At 69.6% G+C, this 18,628-nt stretch carries 22 protein-coding genes and 1 tRNA gene; 12 read left to right on the forward strand and 11 right to left on the reverse strand.

Going from position 1 to position 18,628, the window contains the following annotated elements; genetic code table 11:
• Positions 1-23: 23 nt before the first annotated feature.
• Positions 24-1,127, forward strand: coding sequence for a histidinol-phosphate transaminase (gene hisC, locus HX774_RS00845; RefSeq protein WP_178823407.1), 1,104 nt, complete (start codon positions 24-26; stop codon positions 1,125-1,127).
• A gap of 24 nt (positions 1,128-1,151) precedes the next feature.
• On the opposite strand, the gene HX774_RS00850 is transcribed toward hisC, so the two are convergent.
• Genes HX774_RS00850 through HX774_RS00865 form a run of 4 tightly spaced genes read right to left on the reverse strand, consistent with a single transcriptional unit; the run spans position 1,152 to position 4,108 of the window.
• Positions 1,152-1,865 carry a 1-acyl-sn-glycerol-3-phosphate acyltransferase gene (locus HX774_RS00850; protein ID WP_178823409.1) on the reverse strand — a complete coding sequence of 238 codons (714 nt, stop codon included), beginning with the start codon at positions 1,863-1,865 and terminating at the stop codon, positions 1,152-1,154.
• Positions 1,866-2,495: a YdcF family protein gene (locus HX774_RS00855; RefSeq protein WP_114817552.1), complete on the reverse strand. Its 630-nt coding sequence runs from the start codon at positions 2,493-2,495 to the stop codon at positions 1,866-1,868.
• A 9-nt stretch (positions 2,496-2,504) separates the two neighbouring features.
• Positions 2,505-3,386 carry an ABC transporter permease gene (locus HX774_RS00860; RefSeq protein WP_178823411.1) on the reverse strand — a complete coding sequence of 294 codons (882 nt, stop codon included), beginning with the start codon at positions 3,384-3,386 and terminating at the stop codon, positions 2,505-2,507.
• Positions 3,383-4,108, reverse strand: a complete 726-nt coding sequence (locus tag HX774_RS00865; RefSeq protein WP_114817554.1) for a cell division ATP-binding protein FtsE — start codon at positions 4,106-4,108, stop codon at positions 3,383-3,385. The genes HX774_RS00860 and HX774_RS00865 overlap by 4 nt, the downstream gene beginning before the upstream one ends.
• Positions 4,109-4,181: 73 nt before the next feature.
• Between HX774_RS00865 and HX774_RS00870 the strand changes: the two genes are divergently transcribed.
• Positions 4,182-5,063 carry a DUF3426 domain-containing protein gene (locus tag HX774_RS00870; protein WP_178823413.1) on the forward strand — a complete coding sequence of 294 codons (882 nt, stop codon included), beginning with the start codon at positions 4,182-4,184 and terminating at the stop codon, positions 5,061-5,063.
• Positions 5,056-5,595 (forward strand): phosphoribosyltransferase, encoded by a 540-nt coding sequence (locus HX774_RS00875; protein ID WP_178823415.1) that lies wholly within the window; start codon positions 5,056-5,058, stop codon positions 5,593-5,595. Before HX774_RS00870 ends, HX774_RS00875 begins: the two co-directional genes overlap by 8 nt.
• A gap of 64 nt (positions 5,596-5,659) precedes the next feature.
• On the opposite strand, the gene lysA is transcribed toward HX774_RS00875, so the two are convergent.
• The 3 genes from lysA to argH are packed head-to-tail and all read right to left on the reverse strand — an operon-like array spanning position 5,660 to position 8,611.
• Positions 5,660-6,955 (reverse strand): diaminopimelate decarboxylase, encoded by a 1,296-nt coding sequence (gene lysA, locus HX774_RS00880; RefSeq protein WP_114817557.1) that lies wholly within the window; start codon positions 6,953-6,955, stop codon positions 5,660-5,662.
• 34 nt (positions 6,956-6,989) lie between these two features.
• Positions 6,990-7,211 carry a hypothetical protein gene (locus HX774_RS00885; RefSeq protein ID WP_114817558.1) on the reverse strand — a complete coding sequence of 74 codons (222 nt, stop codon included), beginning with the start codon at positions 7,209-7,211 and terminating at the stop codon, positions 6,990-6,992.
• Complete coding sequence (gene argH, locus HX774_RS00890) at positions 7,208-8,611, reverse strand: argininosuccinate lyase (protein WP_178823417.1); 1,404 nt, start codon at positions 8,609-8,611, stop codon at positions 7,208-7,210. Before argH ends, HX774_RS00885 begins: the two co-directional genes overlap by 4 nt.
• Here argH and HX774_RS00895 point away from each other — a divergent pair.
• The gene (locus HX774_RS00895) at positions 8,610-9,221 is read left to right on the forward strand and encodes a TlpA disulfide reductase family protein (protein ID WP_178823419.1); all 612 of its coding nucleotides are present in this window, start codon (positions 8,610-8,612) and stop codon (positions 9,219-9,221) included. The genes argH and HX774_RS00895 overlap by 2 nt on opposite strands.
• A 172-nt stretch (positions 9,222-9,393) precedes the next feature.
• Here the strand turns inward: HX774_RS00895 and HX774_RS00900 are convergent, their stop codons facing one another.
• Positions 9,394-9,714 carry a hypothetical protein gene (locus tag HX774_RS00900; protein WP_178823421.1) on the reverse strand — a complete coding sequence of 107 codons (321 nt, stop codon included), beginning with the start codon at positions 9,712-9,714 and terminating at the stop codon, positions 9,394-9,396.
• A gap of 66 nt (positions 9,715-9,780) precedes the next feature.
• The gene (locus HX774_RS00905) at positions 9,781-11,064 is read right to left on the reverse strand and encodes a hypothetical protein (protein WP_178823423.1); all 1,284 of its coding nucleotides are present in this window, start codon (positions 11,062-11,064) and stop codon (positions 9,781-9,783) included.
• A 149-nt stretch (positions 11,065-11,213) separates the two neighbouring features.
• On the opposite strand from HX774_RS00905, the gene HX774_RS00910 reads away from it, so the two are divergent.
• From HX774_RS00910 to truA, 8 genes are all read left to right on the forward strand, one after another.
• Positions 11,214-11,290 (forward strand) — tRNA-Arg (locus HX774_RS00910).
• A gap of 236 nt (positions 11,291-11,526) precedes the next feature.
• Complete coding sequence (locus HX774_RS00915) at positions 11,527-13,593, forward strand: phytase (protein ID WP_178823425.1); 2,067 nt, start codon at positions 11,527-11,529, stop codon at positions 13,591-13,593.
• 118 nt (positions 13,594-13,711) lie between these two features.
• Entirely contained in the window at positions 13,712-14,869 is a 1,158-nt protein-coding gene (locus HX774_RS00920; RefSeq protein WP_178823428.1) for a patatin-like phospholipase family protein, read from the forward strand.
• Between the two features lie 111 nt (positions 14,870-14,980).
• Positions 14,981-15,358 carry an acyl-CoA thioesterase gene (locus tag HX774_RS00925; protein WP_178823496.1) on the forward strand — a complete coding sequence of 126 codons (378 nt, stop codon included), beginning with the start codon at positions 14,981-14,983 and terminating at the stop codon, positions 15,356-15,358.
• 72 nt (positions 15,359-15,430) lie between these two features.
• A complete protein-coding gene (locus HX774_RS00930) occupies positions 15,431-16,012 on the forward strand; it encodes a peptide deformylase (RefSeq protein ID WP_178823430.1) in 582 nt (193 codons plus the stop codon).
• Positions 16,012-16,227 (forward strand): hypothetical protein, encoded by a 216-nt coding sequence (locus tag HX774_RS00935; protein ID WP_105563730.1) that lies wholly within the window; start codon positions 16,012-16,014, stop codon positions 16,225-16,227. Before HX774_RS00930 ends, HX774_RS00935 begins: the two co-directional genes overlap by 1 nt.
• Before the next feature lie 27 nt (positions 16,228-16,254).
• Complete coding sequence (gene fmt, locus HX774_RS00940; RefSeq protein ID WP_178823433.1) at positions 16,255-17,178, forward strand: methionyl-tRNA formyltransferase; 924 nt, start codon at positions 16,255-16,257, stop codon at positions 17,176-17,178.
• Entirely contained in the window at positions 17,178-17,927 is a 750-nt protein-coding gene (truA, locus tag HX774_RS00945; RefSeq protein WP_178823435.1) for a tRNA pseudouridine(38-40) synthase TruA, read from the forward strand. Before fmt ends, truA begins: the two co-directional genes overlap by 1 nt.
• Positions 17,928-17,929: 2 nt before the next feature.
• Here truA and HX774_RS00950 read toward each other — a convergent pair whose 3' ends face one another.
• On the reverse strand, positions 17,930-18,334 hold the full coding sequence (locus HX774_RS00950; RefSeq protein ID WP_178823437.1) for a YidB family protein: 405 nt from the start codon (positions 18,332-18,334) through the stop codon (positions 17,930-17,932).
• A gap of 96 nt (positions 18,335-18,430) precedes the next feature.
• The gene (locus HX774_RS00955) at positions 18,431-18,568 is read right to left on the reverse strand and encodes an entericidin A/B family lipoprotein (protein WP_105563734.1); all 138 of its coding nucleotides are present in this window, start codon (positions 18,566-18,568) and stop codon (positions 18,431-18,433) included.
• Positions 18,569-18,628: the final 60 nt, after the last annotated feature.

Consider the following 18,628-nt stretch of genomic DNA (forward strand, 5'->3'; position numbering starts at 1 on the left):
CCACGCTTTCGAGGATGACGCCCATGACCGACGCGATCAAAGCCGCGCCCGCCCCCAAGCCCGGCATCCTCGACATCGCCCCCTATGTGGGCGGTAAGGGTTCCATCGCCGGCTTTGCCGAGCCGATGAAGCTGTCCTCGAACGAGAACGCCCTGGGCGCCGGCGAGAAGGCGCGTGAGGCCTATGCCGCCGCCCTGAAGAACATCCACGTCTATCCCGACGGTCGCGCGGGCAAGCTGCGTGACGCCGTGGCCGCTCATCACGGCCTTGAGGGCGAGCGCCTGATCTTCGGCAACGGCTCGGACGAGGTCTTCGCCCTGCTGAACCAGACCTATCTGCAGCCCGGCGACAACATCGTCACCGGCCAGTACGGCTTCCTCGCCTACCGCATCTCGGCCATGGCCTGCAGCGCGGAGGTCAAGCTGGCGCCGGAGCCGAACATGAAGGCCGAGGTCGACGCCATCCTCGAACAAGTCGATGAGCGGACCCGGATCGTCTATGTCTCCAATCCGTCGAACCCGACCGGCAGCTGGAACTCGGGCGAGGAAATCCGTCGGCTGCACGCCGCCCTGCCGTCGCACATCATCCTGGTGGTCGATGAAGCCTATGCCGAGTTCGTGGTCGAGCCGGAGTGGGAGACCAGCTTCGGCCTGGCCCGCGACGCGTCCAACATCGTCGTCACACGCACCTTCTCCAAGATCCACGGCCTGGGCGGCCTGCGCATTGGCTTCGGCTACGCGCCGCTGGCGGTGGCCGAGGCCATCGACCGCATCCGTCTGCCCTTCAACGTCTCGGTGCCGGGCCTCGACGCCGCCACCGCCGCCCTGGCCGACGAAGCGCACCAGAAGGCCTCGCGCGACTTGGTGCTGGACTGGCGTCCGCGCCTGACCCAGGCCATCCGCGGCTTCGGCTTCGAGGTCTTCCCCTCGGCGGGCAACTTCGTCCTGATCCGCTTTGCGGACGAGAAACGCAACGCCGCCGCCGCCAACGACTATCTGAATTCCAAGGGCATTATCGTGCGCCCGGTCGGCGGCTACGGCCTGCCCGACTGCCTGCGCATCACCATCGGCACGGAAGATCAGAACCGCGCCGTGATCGACGCCCTCAGCGAGTTCGCCGCCAGCTGATCTGCGGCGACCTGACGCCGGGCCTCAGCGGCTCGGCGTCAGCAGGGCGGTGGACGCCGTCTCGATGCGGCTCTCCAGCTCGGCCATGAACTCGGCCCGCTTCAGGCCCGCCGGGATGGGCGGCAGGAACTCAAAGACGATGGTGCCGGGATAGCGGCGGAAGCCGTGCGCCGGCCAATGAACGCCGGAGTTGGTGGCGATGGGCCAGCAGGGGCTGTTCAGGTCGCGGTACAGGGCGGCGATGCCGGGCTTGTAGTCGGGAACCGCGCCGATCTCGCCGCGCGTGCCCTCGGGGAAGATCAGGATCTGGCGACCCTCGGCGTGACGGACGCGGGCCTGGCGCACCATGTCCTTCAGCGCCTTGGAATGGGCCGAACGGTCGACGGCTATCATCTTGGTCTTCCAGGCGAACCAGCCGAAGAAGGGCAGGATCATCAGCTCCTTCTTCATGATGAAGCAGGTGTCGTCGAGAAATGAGAAGGGGGCGATGACGTCCAGCATCCCCTGATGCTTGCAGGCCAAGAGGGCCGAGCCGGTGGGGCGATGCTCCAGCCCGCGCACCTCGACCTTGATCCCGGCGATCCAGCGCAGCCCGAACAGGACGAATTTCGACCAGGACTTGATGACCCAGACGGCGGCGCCGTGGGGCATCAGCAGGGCCGGCGACAGGCCGACGGCGAAGATCACCATCGACAGATAGAGCCAGGCGACAAAGATCAGGGAACGAAGGGTGGTCATTCAGGCGGCCTCTAGCGGGGTCTGCGGCGCCGATCGTTCCGGGTGATGGCCCCGCAGGCGGTGCATCCCCTCGCGGCCCAGCACGGCCAGGTACTTCATGTATTCCAGGGTCATCCGACGGGCGGTGACAGCCGCCCGCCACCAGCGGGTGTTGTCCAGCGACGGGGTCGAGACGGCATAGGGGGTCAGCTTGACGCCGGGGGCGGCGCCGCGAATCTCCAGCAGGCTGCGCGGCATATGATAGTCGGAGGTGACGACGATCAGGCTGTCATAGCCCTTGGACCGCGCCCAGGCGGCGATCTCCTGGGCGTTGCCGACCGTGTTCTCGGCCTCGAAACCCAGATCGACGCAGCAGTTGAACAGCTTGGTCGATCCCGGCGTCAGGGCGCGCAGTTCCTTGCGGCGGACCTCGCGGTTGACGCCCGAGATCAGCACCCGGCGCCCCTTGTCCAGTTCCAGCAGGCGGATGGCCGCGTTGACGCGCTCGGCCGAGGGGCCGGTCAGCGCCACGATGGCGTCGGCGCGCGCGGGCTCGGGCGCCGGCGTCAGGCCGCGCACGCGCTCGGCGAAGGCGAACAGCCCCACCAGCCACATCAGCGCCACCACGGCGATCAGCGTCATGAACTTCATGATGCCTAACTAGCCACGCGCGCCCAGCTTCGCCAGCGCCGTGAAGCGGGCGGCCAGCAGAGCGACGCCAAAAGCCAGCAGGGGACAGGCGATCAGGATCAACAGGTCGGAAAAGGCCAGCGGCAGCGCCGGGGTCAGCCCGCCTTCGCCGCCGATCAGCCGCAGCAGGCCTAGCAGCAGGGCGGCGAGTCCTGCCCCCATGGCCCCGGCCTGGGCCGCCAGCCCGCCGAAGCGCTGCTGGAAAAGGCCGGCGACATAGAAGTCCGAGGCGCCGTTCAGGCTCAGGGTCTCGATGACCGAGGCCTGCGCCGCCATGCCGGCGCGGGTGGCGTAGGCGATGACCGCCGCCGTGGCCGCCGCGATCAGCAGGAAGGCGGCGCCGGCAAGCGCCGTGATGACCCCCGCCGAGCGCTCGACCTCGCCGCGCCACAGGCTGTGGTCGTCGACCGTGGCGTCCAGCCCGGCCTCGGCCAGGGCGCGGCTCAGGGTCGGGGCGCTGGCCGGGTTCTTCGGGTCCAGCCGCACCGTGACCAGATAGGGCAGGGGCAGGTCAGGCAGGGCCGCTTCGCCGACCCAGGGCCGCAGCAGGGCCTCGGCGGCCTTGCGGTCCATGGCCTCGGCCTCGGCCACGCCTTTGACCCCGGCCAGGGTCTCGGCGGCGCGGGCGGCGGCGGTGGGGCCGGTCTCGTCCACGCGCGGGCGGACCTGGACCGTAGCCTCGGCCCGCAGCTGACGCGCCCAGCCGTGGGCGGCCCGGTCGGCGGCCACGGCCCCGACGGCGGTGATGGAGGCGAGGAAGCACAGCACGGCGATGACCACCATCAGCCAGCGCTCGCCGCCCGCTTCGCGCGACAGCAGGGCGGGGCCCCTGGAGAAGAGGGCGCGGATCATGCGGCGTCTCCCGTGGCCGCCATCTGGGTCAGCTGGCCGTTCTCCAGCCTCAGCACGGATGCGCCGACGCGCTCGGCCAGGGCCTCGTCGTGGCTGGCGATCAGGACGGTGGCGCCCAGCTTGTTCAGCGACTGGAACAGCCGCATCAGCTTCTCGCCCATGGCCCGGTCGACGCTGCCGGTCGGTTCGTCAGCCAGGATCAGGCGCGGGCGGGTGATGACGGCGCGGGCGATGGCCAGCCTCTGCTTCTCGCCGCCCGACAGAGCCGGGGGCAGGGCGTCCATTCGCTGGCCCAGACCGACCCAGCGCAGCATCTCGGCCACGTCGGCGGCGTGATCGGCGGTCTTGCCGCCCGCCAGGGTCAGGGGCAGGGCCGCGTTTTCAAAGGCGGTCAGGTGGTCCAGCAGGCGGAAATCCTGAAACACGACCCCCATCCGCCGCCGGAAGGCCGGCACGCCGCCGCGCGGCAGGTCGGTGACGTTGCGCCCGAACAGACTGATTCGCCCGGTCTGGGGGCGCTCGGCCAGGGTCAGCAGCCGCAAAAGCGAGGACTTGCCCGCGCCGGAGGGTCCGGTAAGGAAGTGGAAAGAGCCCTGCGTCAGACTAAGGTTAACGTCGCGCAGGACGCCGGGCCTGTCCGCATAGCCGAAACCCACGCCCCGCAGGCGGACGGTGTCGGGCGCGGAATCGGGGTCGGCGGCGCGTCGGGTCGAGTGTGGCATCAGATTTCGTATTGGACCGGGGCGTTGCGGGCGCCTCGACAGGAGGGGGCGTCGAGCCTCGCAGTCAGCCGACATGATACTGACCTGCCCCGCCTGCGCCACCAGCTATTTTGTCCCCGATGACGCAATCGGCCCGAACGGCCGTCGCGTGCGGTGCAAATCCTGCGGTCACGACTGGCGCGCGACGCTTGAGGACGAGCCGCTGGAGCTGTCCGCCGCCACCGAGGAACCCGTCGCCGAGCCCGGCTTCGGCAAGCGCGAGGACGCGCCTGAAAGTCTGGCCGAGACCCCCGCGCCCGAACTGCCGCGCGCCTTCCGCGCCAAGGCCGAGCAGCAGCGCAAAATGCGCCGCGCCGCCACGCAGGGCGCGGTCTGGGCCGGTCTGGCCGTGGTCTTCCTGAGCTTGCTGGGCGCCGCCTACGCCTTCCGCCTGCCCATCGTTCAGGCCTGGCCCCAGGCCGCCGCCGTCTACAAGCTGGTCGGCGCGCCGGTGAACCTGGCCGGGCTGGAGTTCGAGGCGGTCGGCGCCAAGATCGCCGCCCATGATCCGGGCAAGGTCGTGGTCTCCGGCGCCCTGCGCAACATTCGCGACAACGAGGTCGTGGCCCCGCCGGTGCGTGTCGCCCTGCTGGACGCCAAGGGCGGCGAGGTTGCGCATCGCATCGTGCGTCTCGAGGCCGCGCCTGTTCTGCCGGGCAAGGTGCTGGGTTTCGCGGTCATCATCCCCGACGCGGGCCATAAGGCGGCGGGCGTCGGCGTCGATTTTGTGATGGCGTCAAAAGACGAACCCCGCGCGGCGCCGGCCAAGGCTGCCGCAGCCAAGCCCGCGGCCCGCCGCCCGCCGCCCGCCGCCGAAGAGGGCCTGAGGCGCGACACGGCCCTGGATAAGACGCCGCGCGACGCGACCCCTCTCGACAGCAGCCCCGCCCAGGGGGTATCCGCCGGGCATGGCTGATCAAGACCCGGCGCCCGCCCCCACGGTTCTCCTGCCGCAATCCGAGATCGAGGCGATCGTCGCCGACCTCGCGCGGCGCATCGCCCCCGTCGTCGACGACGAGACGGTGGCCGCTGTCCTGCTGACCGGCGGGCTGTGGTTCGCCGCCGACCTGACCCGCGCCCTGTCGCGCGAGGGCCGAAACGTCCGCTTCGACGCCCTGTGGCTGGCCTCCTACGGCGACGAGACCACCAGCCGGGGCAAGATCGACGTCTATGCCCCCTATCAGCGCCCGATCGCGGGCAAGCGCGTCCTGATCCTCGACGACGTCTTCGACACCGGCCTGTCGCTGGCCGAGGCGGTGCGGATCACGAAAGAGGCCGGGGCGTCCGAAGTCCTGACCTGCGTCTTCGCCCGCAAGCCCTGGCCCAAGCCCCGCGCGCCCGAGCCGGATTTCGTCGGCTGGGAGGCCCCGAACCGCTTCCTGGTCGGCTACGGCCTCGACCACAAGGGCGGCCTGCGCGGCCTGCCGGACATCTGCGCGCTGGACTGAAGTGGCGAGTGTTTAGTGGCGAGTGGCGAAGTGAGCCGCTCTCAACCCAGCGTCTCGCCACTCGTCACTTGTCACTCGCCACTGGCGCAAGCCAATCCGCCATCGGCTCCCGCGCGAACATCTGCTCATAGGTCGGGCGCGGGCGGATGACCGCGCAGCGCTCGCCATCGACCAGGACCTCGGCGGCCAGGGGGCGGGTGTTGTATTCGCCGCTCATGACGGCGCCGTAAGCCCCCGCGCTCATGAAGACGACCAGATCACCGGCTTCGAGCGGCGGCAGGTCGCGGTCGCGGGCGAAGGTGTCGCCGGTCTCACAGACCGGACCGACCACGTCGTAGGGGCGGTCCTCACCTGTGCGCGGCCGCACAGGCTTCAGGTCGTGGAAGGCGTCGTAGAGGGCGGGACGCATCAGGTCGTTCATCGCCGCGTCCAGCACCAGGAAGCGCCGCCCATCAGTGCGCTCGTTGACCTGAATCACCCGGCTCAGCAGCACGCCCGCATTGGCGGCCATCAGACGACCCGGCTCGAACGCCGCCTCGACGCCCAAGCCGTCCAGCACCCGCGCGGCCATGGCCACATAGTCGGCGGGCGAGGCGGTTTCGGCCTCGCCATAGTAGGGCACGCCCAGGCCGCCGCCGAGGTCGAGCCGGGTGACGCTGTGGCCCTGCGCGCGCAGGGTCTCGGTCATGTCCCGCAGCACGCGGAAAGCATTTTCCAGCGGGGTCAGGTCGGTGATCTGGCTGCCGATGTGGCAGGCCAGGCCCACGGGGGTGACGTGGGGCGAGGCGGAGGCGCGGGCGTAGAGGCTGAGCGCCTCCTCGACCGGCACGCCGAACTTGTCGCCGGCGCCGCCGGTGGTGATCTTGGCGTGGCCGCCGGCGCCGATCTTGGGATTGACGCGGATGGCGATGGCCGGAGAGGCGGACTTCTCGGCGGCGATGAGGATCAGCCGTTCCAGTTCCGCCGAGGACTCGACGTTGATCTGGCGCACGCCGACGTCGATGGCGAAGGCCAGTTCGGCGTCGGTCTTGCCCACGCCGGAGAAGATGATGCGCTCGCCCGGAACGCCCGCCGCCAGGGCGCGACGGATCTCGCCCTCGGACACGGTGTCGGCGCCGCAGTCGAGCTTGGCCAGGGTCGCCAGCACCGACAGGTTGGAGTTGGCCTTGACCGCAAAGGCGATCAGGGCGTCGCCCAGCGCGGCCTTGTGGGCGTCGCAGGCGTCGCGCAGCAGGCCGTAGTGACGGCGCAAGGTGGCCGAGGAATAGACATAGGTCGGGGTCCCGACCTCCGCCGCCAGCGTCTCCAACGAGACGCCCTCGGCGTGCAGAACGCCGTCCTTCAGGTCGAAATAATGCACGGCGGGGCGTCCGGTCTGGAGAAGGAAGGGCCGATCAGAGCGCCGGCGGGCGACCGAACGGGTCCGAGGCGCCGCTGTCGATGGGCATCTGGCTGGGAGCGCGATTGACCGTTGCCGGTTCCGGCAGGGTCTTGGCGTTCCGGTCGCGCGGGGCGCGCTCGTTCTGGACGGCGCCGGGCGCCTCCAGATCGGCCATGCGGCCGCAGCCGGACAGCAGCAGGGCGGCGGCGCCGATAAGGATCAGGGTCTTGTTCACAGGCGGCTTCTCCAGTCGGCGATGCGGGCGCGGACCTGTTCCGGCGCCGTGCCGCCGAAGCTCTGGCGGCTGGCGCAGGAGGCTTCGGGCGTCAGGACTTCATACACGGCTTTGGTGATGCCGGAATCCAGAGCCTGCAATTCTTCCAGCGGCAGATCGCCCAGGCCGACGCCCAGCGCCTCGGCCCGCTTCACGGCGGCGCCGGTGACATGGTGCGCCTTGCGGAAGGGCAGGTTCAGTTCGCGCACCAGCCAGTCGGCCAGGTCAGTGGCGGTCGAGAAGCCGGCCCCGGCGGCGGCGGCCATGCGCGGGGTGTTGGGGATGATGGCGGCGACCATGGCGGTCATGGCCGTCAGGGCCAGATCCAGGGCGTCGAAGGCCTCGAACACCGGCGGCTTGTCCTCCTGCATATCCTTGGAATAGGCCAGCGGCAGGCCCTTCATCACCGTGGTCAGGGCGATCAGGGCGCCGTTGATGCGGCCCGTCTTGGCGCGCACCAGTTCGGCGGCGTCCGGGTTGCGCTTCTGCGGCATGATCGACGAGCCGGTGGTCAGGTCGTCGGGCAGGGCAGCGAAGCCGAACATCGGCGTCATCCAGACCACGATCTCCTCGGCCAGACGCGACAGGTGGCCCGCCGCGATCGAGGCGGCGGCCAGGCTTTCCAGCGCGAAGTCGCGGTCGGAGACGGCGTCCAGCGAGTTCGCCATTGGGCGGTCGAAGCCGAGCGCCGCCGCCGTCATGTGGCGGTCGATGGGGAAGGGTGATCCGGCCAGGGCCGCGGCGCCCAGGGGGTTCTCGTTCATGCGGGCGCGGGCGTCGGCGAAACGGCCGGCGTCGCGGCCGAACATCTCGACATAGGCCATCAGGTGGTGGCCGAAGGTGACGGGCTGGGCCGTCTGCAGATGGGTGAAGCCGGGCATCAGGTCGCCCGCGTGCTGCTCGGCCCGGTCCAGCAGGACGCCTTGCAGCGCCTTCAACTGTTCGACGGTGCGGTCGCAGGCGTCGCGCACCCACAGGCGGAAGTCCGTCGCCACCTGATCATTGCGGCTGCGCGCCGTGTGCAGACGCCCCGACGGCTCGCCGATCAGCTCCGACAGGCGGGCCTCGACGTTCATGTGGATGTCTTCATAGGCGTCGCGGAAGGGGAAGGACCCGTCCCGGATCTCGCCCTCGATCACGTCCAGCCCGCCCAGGATGGCCTCGGCGTCGGCGGCGGCGATGATGCCCTGCTGTGCCAGCATGCGGCAATGCGCCCGCGACCCGGCCAGGTCCTGCGCCCACAGGCGTTTGTCGACGCCGATGGAGACGTTGATGGCCTGCATGATGTCGGCGGGCTTGGCGCTGAAGCGTCCGCCCCATAGAGACTGACCTTGAGGGGTGTTGGAAGGCGTGTCGGACATGAGCGGCTCTAAACGGACTTTGGCGGGCGTGGCGACGGCTGTGCTGCTGATCGGCGCGATCGGCGGCGCGGCGATGCTATACGCCAATCGCGACGGCGGGGGCAAAGAGTCCGCGTCATCCTCGCTGGCGGTTTACGCCAGGGGCTCGCTGTCGAAGCTGCTGACGCCCGCCCCGACGCCCGCGCCCGACTATGTCTTCAAGGATGCCGAGGGCCGCGACGTCCGCTTTGCCGACTTCAAGGGCAAGGTGGCGGTGGTCAACCTGTGGGCCACCTGGTGCGCGCCCTGCAAGATCGAGATGCCGACCCTGGCGGCCTTGGCCGAGCACTATAAAGGGCGCGACGATTTCGCCGTCGTCACGATCAGCATGGACGTGGACAAGGCCGTGCCTGAGGCGCGCGCCTTCATCGCCGACCATGCGCCTCTGGCCTATTACGCCGATCCGAAATTCCAGCTGCCGTTCGAGTTTCCCGGCAAGGGGGCCATGCCCCAGACCATCCTGCTGGACCGCCGGGGCAATGTGCGCGCCGTCCTGACCGGCGAGGCGGACTGGGCCAGTGATGACGCGAAGGCGTTAGTGGACGCCCTGCTTGCAGAAGAGGGCCGCTAACGGTCGCGAGGCGGTCGCGGCCTACTTGAGCGGGCAGGCGGAAGGCTGAAAACACCCGTCATCCCGGCCGCAGCGTAGCGAAGAGCCGGGACCGCCCAGGACGCTGCGTCATCCCGTTGCGCTTCCTGCGGTCCCGGATAGCGGCTGCGCCGCTTCCGGGATGACGAGGGTCCTAGTTTTTCGCCGGAACCCGCGTGTCAGTGGACGGGTCTACCGCGCCGGGGCGGCCTTCGGCTGCGGCTTCGGCCTGATTGCCTTCCAGCTTGTCGGCGACCTTGCCGGCGCCTTCTTCGACCGCCTGAGCCGCCTTCATGGCGCCCGACTCGACGACTTCGCCCGTCTGGGCGGCGACATCGGCGGCCTTGTCGCCGGCGGCCTCGGCGTTGACCTCGGCCTTCTGTTGTTCGGCCTGGGTGCAGGCGCTGGTGCCCAGGGCCAGGATGGAAGCGGCGGCGATGCCCAAGGTACGAATGGAAAGCGTGCGGGTGCGCATGGGATGTCCCCCTTCTTGCGATAAACCTTGGCGGTAAACGCCGTCAGTCCCAGGGGGTTGCGTTTCCTAGTCCAGATCCACCGGCAGGGTCTGGCTGGCCAGCAGCCGCTCGGTCGTGGCCCAGTGGTCCGGGCCCTGACCCTCGACCCAGGTCTGCACCATGTCGCGGCCTAGGCCGTAGTTGATGATGTAGCTGCGATAGGTCTCGATGAAGCTGAGCCGCTGGGCCGCGCGGTCGCGGGCGATCAGATTGTATTTCTGCAGTTGGTCCAGCGCCGTCTCGCGGTCGATGCGCCCGGCCAGATAGGCGTCGGCCACGGTGTATTCGGCCCGGCCCAGCTCGCGCGTCAGGGCCAGAAGCTGGGTCTGGGCCTCGGCCGTCGCCGGGTCCAGTCCGGCCAGAGGATAGAGGACGCGCTTCTCGAAATCGGTGCGCTCATGGCCGGGGAAGGCCAGGTCGATGCCGTAGTTGGCGCTGCCCTCGGCGATGAAGGACATGGGGCTGAACAGGGGATAGACGCTCATCTCGACCCAGCCCTTCTGTTTCACAAAGGTCTGTTCCAGCAGGGCGTTATAGACGTGGTGGCCGGGATAGCCCTCGTGGCAGCCCAGATCGACGGCGCGGTCGATATAGATGGGCAGATCCGTGTTCACCTGGATCAGGCTGAAGGCGTTCCCCTTGTACCAGTTGTAGCCCGACCACGGCTTGTCGTTGACGAACTCCAGGGTGAAGGTCTCATGGGCGGGGAGGGTCATGCGCCGTTCGGTGCGCGCCTTGCACTCGTTGATGGCGGCCCGCATCACTGGCTCCAGCCGGTCCTTGGGAATGACGTAGCCGGCGCGGAACGCCGCGACGCGATCCGCCAGGGGCCCCTCGCCGGGGATCAGGGCGTCGATGCGCGCCAGCACCGGATCATAGGACGACAGGGGCCGCAGTTCCGGCCGTACGCCGAACTGGGCCTCGGCCTCGTCGGCGAAGCTCATCTTCTCGCCGCCCAGCATCCGCAGGCGCGCCGAGGCCGCCGAGACATGGGCCGACAGATAGGCGCGGCGTTGCAGACTCTGGGCGTCCAGGCCCGCCGTCGGCAAGGCGTCGAGCCGGCGCGTCAGGGCGGCGGCGCCCTCGGCCAGCTGGGGCAGGGCGCGCGGGCTGGCCTTGGCCGCCTCGGCCCATTCGGCCGGGCCGTAATAGGCGTCGACATAGCCCGGCTCGCGCTCGCCGATCTCCAGCGTCAGGGCGACATAGTCGCGCGCCACGGCGTCCAGGCTGTCCGCCGCCGGTTGCGGCGTGGTGGCGCAGGCGGTCAGCAGGCTGGCGCCCATCAGGGCGGCGATCGTCATATGGCGCATGGAAACTCCCTCTCTCCGGGACCGACGCTAGGCGTTCGCGCACGCGTCGCCAAGTCTGGCTCAAGAGAAGGCGTCGCCGCCGAGATTCAGGGATTGAGGCCGTCGAGCCCATGCTGTAAGCACCGCCGTCCGGCTCTAGAGCCGCAGACGCACCCGTAGCTCAGCTGGATAGAGTGCTGCCCTCCGAAGGCAGAGGTCACAGGTTCGAATCCTGTCGGGTGCGCCACTTCTTCACATACGTTTATCGCGCGCCATCTTGAGCGACGGCGATACCTTCCCAAAATAGCTTTCGAACAGATGGTCGGGCGCGCAGCGGGCGCGCGGGGTGATTGAGCGACGCCGAGTCATCTGCCCCGGAGCGAACATCAGCGGACCGGGATAAAGCGCCTTCGTCGCGTATCTTTCGCAAAACCCCCTTACTGCGCCCATGGCTTAGGCGCGGCGAAAATGTGGGAGGCGACCATGACCAACAGGCTGACGGGCAATCTTTTTGGGGCCAGCGCCATGGTGCTGGCGATGGCGATCAGCGGGGGCGTGCTGGCCCAGGACGCGGCGGCTCCGGTCGTGGCGGCGGCGGTGGAGACGACCTCGACCGGCGAGGCGAGCAGCGGCGTGATCGTGCTGGGCGCCGAGGCTCGTCATCATCGTCTGGTCTCGGCGGCCGGGCTGTCGGGGCTGGAGGTCTTTGACCTGACGGGCGCGCGCTTGGCTGCGGTTCCGGCGGGCGAGGCCGGCGGCCTGGATGTGCGCTACGGCTTCCCGATCAAGGGCCGGCCTGAGGCCCTGCTGGTCTCGACCGACAAGACCGACAACGCCCTGCGCTTCTTCGCCATGCGCAACGGCGCGCCGGTCGAGGTGGGTGCGCGCGCCGTGCCTCTGGGTTTCGCCGTCGAGGATGTCTGCCTGCTGCGCAACGCCAGCGACGGCGGCCTCTATGCCGTGGCCGTGGGCGACGGCGGCGAGATCGAACAGCTGCTGCTCTACGCCGATGCCGAGGGCAGGGTGGACGCGCGCTCGGCGCGCCGCATCAATCTGCCGTCCAAGGTCAAATACTGCGTCGCCGACGATGCGACGGGCCAGCTCTACGTCTCGCAGCAGGCGGTGGGCGTCTGGCGCTTCAACGGCGACCCGGAGGCCGATGCGGCCCCGGCCTTGGTCGACGCCGCCGGTCTGGGTCGCATCACCGAAGAGAGCGGGGCGCTGGCCCTTTATGACGGCGGCCAGGGCGCGCGGTATCTGATCGCGACCGACGCCTCCAGCGGACGGCTGTTCGTCTATGACCACGGCACCGACGACGCCTATCTGGGCGCCGCCAGCCTGACGGGACGCGGCGGCGCGGCGGTCAAGGAGCCGGGCGCGCTTCAGGTCGTCGGCGCGCCTCTGGCCGGGCTGCCCGCGGGCGCCTTGCTGGTGACGGATGAGGATGCGCCCGAGGGCGCCAACTACAAGCTGGTGTCGATCGCCGCCCTGACCGGGGCGTTGAACCTGTCGGCGGGCACGCCTCAGGACGCGCGCGCCGTCGCCGCGCCGCGCTTTCCCGCCGTCGTCGCCGTGGCGGAAACGGCCCCGGTCGGCAGTCCCGGCGACGCCGCCGACGACCCCGCCATCTGGGCCGATCAGAACAACCCGGCGAACAGCCTGATCATCGGCACGGACAAGAAGGCCGGGCTGAATCTCTACGACATGCAGGGTCGCGTCATCCAGCATCTGCCCGACGGCAAGATGAACAATGTCGACCTGCGCGAAGGCTTCGTGCTGGGCGGGCAGCCGGTGGTGCTGGTCACGGCCAGCGACCGGACCAACAAGGCCGTCGCCATCTATCGCCTGGATACCGAGGCGCGGCGCCTGATCAACATCGCCGACGGCGTCCAGCCGACGGGGCAGGGCGATCCCTACGGCCAATGCATGTATCGCTCGGCCCGCAGCGGCAAGACCTATGTCTTCATCAATGATTCAAACGGCGAGAAGCGCCAGTGGGAACTGGTCGATGCCGGAAACGGCAAGGTCCGCGCGGTCCGCGTCCGTGACTTCGCCTTCTCCAGCCAGGTCGAGGGCTGCGTCGCCGACGACGTCAGCGGCCTGCTGTTCGTGGCCGAGGAAGACGTCGGCCTGTGGCGTCTGTCGGCCGAACCGGACGGCGGATCGGCCATGACCATGGTCGCCCGCATCACCGAGAACCCGGCGCTGAAGGACGATATGGAGGGCGTCGGCCTCTATGATCTGGGCGACGGGCGCGGCTATCTGGTGGCTTCCAGCCAGGGCAATGACAGCTACGCCGTGTTCCGCCGCGAAGGCGACCAAGCCTATATGGGCTCCTTCATCGTCGTCGCCGACGGCGCGCGCGGCGTCGACGGCGTGTCCGAGACCGACGGGCTGGACGTGACCAGCCGCAACCTGGGCCCCGGCTTCGAGCACGGCGCCATGGTGGCGCAGGACGGCCGCAACGTCCTGCCGGGCGAGAACCAGAACTTCAAATACGTGCCGTGGACATCCATCGCCGAGGCTCTGGGGCTGGAGGTGCGGCGCTAGGTCTGACGGCGGCGCATCCAGCTCTGTCCCTCCGGCGGCTTCAGGCTGGGTTCCACGGGGTCGAAGTTCGACATCATCGTCATTTGACCCAGACGGCGCGGCGTCCGATGAAGGCCGGGTGAGCGATCCCCTTCTTCCCGTCCGACGTCTGCCCAAGGGGCGCTTGCCCGCGCCGCCGCCGGGTCGGGGGCGGATCGAGGGGTTTGCCGACATTCGGCTGAGCGTCGAACAGGCCGAGGCATCGTTGGAGGCGGCGGCGGATCGGCTGTCGCTGCCGCGTTCGGGCTGGTCGTCGGGGCGGTTCGACATGCTGGCGATTTCCGGCGGCGCGGCGGGCGGCGCCTATGGGGCGGGGGCTCTGGTCGGGCTGAGCGAGGCGGGGACGCGGCCCGAGTTCGCCCTGGTCACGGGGGTCAGCACCGGCGCCCTGATCGCGCCCTTCGCCTTTCTGGGCCCGGCCTGGGACGAGCGTCTGGCCGACGCCTATGTCGGGGGCCATGCCGCCGACCTGTTGAGCCTGCGTCGGCTGGCCTCCAGCTTCACCGGCGGGCTGTTCCGGGGCGAGGCTCTGGACGCCCTGATCCATCCCTTTGTCGATGAGGCCATGATCGACGCCGTGGCGGTCGAGCACGCGCGGGGGCGGCGGTTGCTGGTGGCGACGACGGACCTCGACAGCCAGCGCGCCTGCATCTGGGACATGGGGGCCATCGCCGCGCACGGCGGCGAGCGGGCCGTGGCCCTGTTTCGCGAGGTCCTGGCCGCCTCGGCCAGCCTGCCCGGCCTGTTCCCGCCGCGCCGTTTTCCGTGCGAGGTCGACGGCGAGCCTTTCGAGGAGATGCACGTCGACGGCGGCGTCGCCGCGCCCCTGTTCCTGATGCCCGAGGGCCTGTTGCGCTGGAACCGCCTGGGGCGGCGGCTGCACCGGGGGCGGGTGCATGTCCTGGTCAATACCGTGCTGGAGCCGGAGCCGCGCACCACGGCGCCCAATGTGGCGGCGGTGTTGACCCGCAGCTTCGACGCCATGCTGCGGTTCTCCTATCGCCAGGCCCTGGGCGTGGCGACGACCTTCTGCGCGGCGCAGGGCCTGTCCATCAGCGTCGCCTCCATCCCCGACGTCCCGGATCAGGGCGGCATGTTGAGCTTCGACACCGTCACGATGCAGCGGCTGTTCGACGCTGCGCGAGAGCGGGCGCGGGCGGGGGATCTGTGGCGCTCGCCCGTGGCTGAGCGGCAGGGGCTTCAGGGTCTGCTGGATCGGCTGCGGCCCAGAGGATAGGGGGCGGCTGAGGTCTTGCCTGACCCCGGCGTCGAGGCGCATGGAGGAGGCCTTCTCCCCAAGACGTTCCAAGGCCCCATCGTGTCCGAGATTGAACAAGCGCCCGTCCTCATGCCTGAAGGCCAGCCGGTCGGCCGCGTCATCGCCATGCCCGCCGACACCAACCCCGAGGGCGACATCTTCGGCGGCTGGCTGCTGGCCCAGATGGACCTGGCCGGCGCCACCCCGGCCTTCGAGCGCGCCAACGGCCGCTGCGCCACTGTGGCCCTGGACGGCATGGTCTTCCACCAGCCGGTCTCGGTCGGCGACGAGGTCTCGACCTACGCCAAGGTGATCCACACGGGGCGCACCTCGATCCGCGTCCACGTCGAGGTCTGGAAGCGCTCGCGCGGCGAGGCCGAGGCCCGCTCGGTGCGCGTGACCGAAGGCGTCTTCACCTATGTGGCCATCGACGCGGACCGCAAGCCGCGTCCGCTGCCCGCCGCCTGACGGTTCGCCCAAGACCAAGCGCCGCACTCGGTAATTCTTGACGTTCGAGGCTTCTCACCCTACCTGCGGGCCATGGCTATTCGTCGCATCCTGACCATCGATAACGCCGCCGACCTGGCGATCCTCAAGGCCGTCTCCCCGCCCGTGGAGGGCGGCGTGACCGACGAGCTGCGCGTCCTCATGGACGACATGCTGGAGACCATGTACGCCGCGCCGGGTATCGGCCTGGCCGCCGCCCAGATCGGCGAGCTGAAGCGCGTCGTGGTCATGGACCTGGGCGACAAGCCGGTCGAGGGCGCGTCGGAGGACCCCGAGGCCGAGGAGAGCGAGGACCTGCAACTGGCCCGTCGCAACCCGCGCTTCTTCGTCAACCCGGAGGTCATCTGGGCCTCGGACGAGATGTACGCCTACGAAGAGGGCTGCCTGTCGGTGCCCGACTATTACGACGCCGTCGAACGCCCGGCCCGCATCCGCGTGCGCTACATGGATTACGCTGGCCAGCAGATCGAGGAAGAGATCGAGGGTCTCTACGCTGTCTGCTTCCAGCACGAACTGGATCACCTGAACGGCGTCCTGTTCATCGACCACCTGTCGCGCCTGCGTCGTGAGCGGGCCGTCGCCAAGGTCAAGAAGAACGCAAGGCTCGCCGCCTGATGGCTCGCAAGACCACGATCATCGACCCGCGCGGCCGTCGCCGCCTGACCCGCAACCAGAAGGTCGGCGCGGCCAGCCTGGCCACCATCGTCGCCGTCGCCGCCGTCGGCGTGGTGGCGGGCCTGCTGCTGGACCGTCTACTCGATTTCGACGACGCCCTGGATGCGGGCGGCGAGTGGGACGAGGGCGGCGGCGTCTATACGCGCTGGATGTAATCCGCCCCAGGGTCTAAAGGCGTGGCCATGCGCCTAGCCTTCATGGGAACCCCCGACTTCGCCGTGCCGTCGCTGGCCGAGCTGATCGCCTCGGGACACGAGATCGTCGCCGTCTATTCGCAGCCGCCGCGCCCTAAGGGCCGGGGGCAGAAGCTGACGCCGTCGCCCGTTCACGCCTTCGCTGAGGCCATGGGCCTGCCGGTCTTCACGCCCGAGAGCATGAAGTCGCCGGAAGCCATCACTGACTTCCAGAGTCTCGACCTCGACGCTGCCTGCGTCGTCGCCTACGGCCAGATCCTCAAGCCGGAGGTGCTGGACGCGCCGCGTCTCGGCTGCTTCAACCTGCACGGCTCGCTGCTGCCGCGCTGGCGCGGGGCGGCCCCGATCCAGCGCGCCATCATGGCTGGCGACCGCCAGACCGGCGCCCAGATCATGCGGATGAGCGAGGGCCTGGACGAGGGCGCGATCATCCTGTCCGAGGTCATGGACATCCATCCCGACGACACGGCGGCCAGCCTTACCGAGCGCATGTCGCACCTCGGCGCCGCTCTGTGGCCGCGGGCGCTGGCCGCCATCGAGCGCGGCGGCTTCACCGAGACCGAACAGGTCGGCGAAGCGACCTACGCCAAGAAAATCACTCCGGCTGAGGCCCGCATCGACTGGACCCGCCCCGCCGCCGAGGTGGACGCCCACATTCGCGGCCTGTCGCCCTTCCCCGGCGCGTGGTTCGAGGTCGAGGCCGACGGCGAGCCGGTGCGCATCAAGGCCCTGATGTCGGCTCTGGCCGAGGGCGAAGGTTCGCCGGGTCAGGTGCTGGACGACGCCCTGACGGTGGCCTGCGGAACCGGCGCGGTGCGCCTGACCCGCGTGCAGCGGCCCGGCAAGGCGGCGCAATCCGCCGAGGAAATGCTGCGCGGTTTTCCGGTCGCAACCGGAACCGTGTTGGGCTGATGCCCCGCTATCGCTTCACGGTCGAGTACGACGGCTCGGCCTACAACGGCTTTCAGGCTCAGGCCGGCCAGCCGACGGTGCAGGGCGCGATCGAGACGGCGGTGACGGCCTTTACCGGCCAGACCGTGCGCATCGCCGCCGCCGGGCGCACCGACACCGGCGTCCACGCCACGGGCCAGACCTGTCACGTCGATTTGGACAAGGATTGGCCGGCGCGGACGGTGATGAACGCCCTCAACGCCCACCTGATGAAGGAGGCTGTGGCGGTGCTGGACTGCGCCCCGGTCAGCGACGACTGGCACGCCCGTTTCACCGCCAATGGGCGCAAATATCTGTACCGCATCCTCAACCGCCCGGGCCGCCCGGCGCTGGACCGGGGCCGGGTCTGGCACGTCAAGAAGCCGCTGGACGCCGAGGCCATGCACGCGGCGACGCAGAGCCTGATCGGGCTGCACGACTTCACCACCTTCCGCGACGCCCAGTGCCAGTCGGCCAGCCCGATCAAGACGCTGGACGTCGCCCGCGTCAGCCGGGTGGGCGAAGAGGTGCATCTGGTGTTCGAGGCGCGCAGCTTCCTGCACCGTCAGGTGCGCTCGATGGCCGGCAGTCTGGCCGAGGTCGGCCTGGGCCGTTGGGCCGTGGCTGATCTGGCGGACGCGCTCGCTGCGCAGGATCGCGCGCGCTGCGGCCCGGTGGCCCCGTCAGACGGGCTCTATCTGACGGGCGTCACCTATGAGGCCGAGGCCTAGTTCTAGCGTTTGAACAAACCGCCCAGGGCGTCGCCGATGCCGCCCGGCAGGTTGTTCATCAGGCCGCCGAGCAGGTCGTCGGCGCCCTCGGCCGAGCCGTTCGGCGTCAGGCGGTCGACGGCTTCCGGCAGCAGGCCCGCCAGGGTCTCGCTGGCCTGTTCCGGCGAAATGCCGAGCTTCTGTGCGAAGTCGGCGATGGGACCGGAGCCGAGCACCGCCACGATCTGTTCGGGCGAAATCCCGGCGTTGCCGCCCTTGCTGATCCACGAACCGACGACGTCGCCGAGGCCGTTCTGACCGAATTTCTCGGCCAGACCGGCGACGCCGCCCTGACCCTTGAGCAGGTCCGACAGGCCGCCGGCGGCGTCTCCGCCGAGGCCGCCCAACACGTTATCCAGCAGTCCCATGGTCATTCTCCGATTGAGGTCGGCAGTCTGAGGGACGGAGGCTACGCTTTTGTGGCGGGATCGCAAACGATCGCAAACCCCGCCGACACGACGGCCCTAGTTGCGGGCCGAGTTGGAGCTGGAGGTCACGGCCTGACCGGCGGCTTCCAGATCGCGGCCGACGCCGGCGACGGTGTTGCAGGCGGCGGTGGTCAGGGCGGCGGCGATGACGCCGAGGACGATGAGCTTGCGCATGGAGGTTTCCCCGAAATGACGATTGACGCTTCAACATGAAGCTTGACCATAAGGCGGCAT

The sequence above is a fragment of the Brevundimonas sp. P7753 genome, from assembly GCF_013386595.1.
Lineage (GTDB): Bacteria > Pseudomonadota > Alphaproteobacteria > Caulobacterales > Caulobacteraceae > Brevundimonas > Brevundimonas bullata.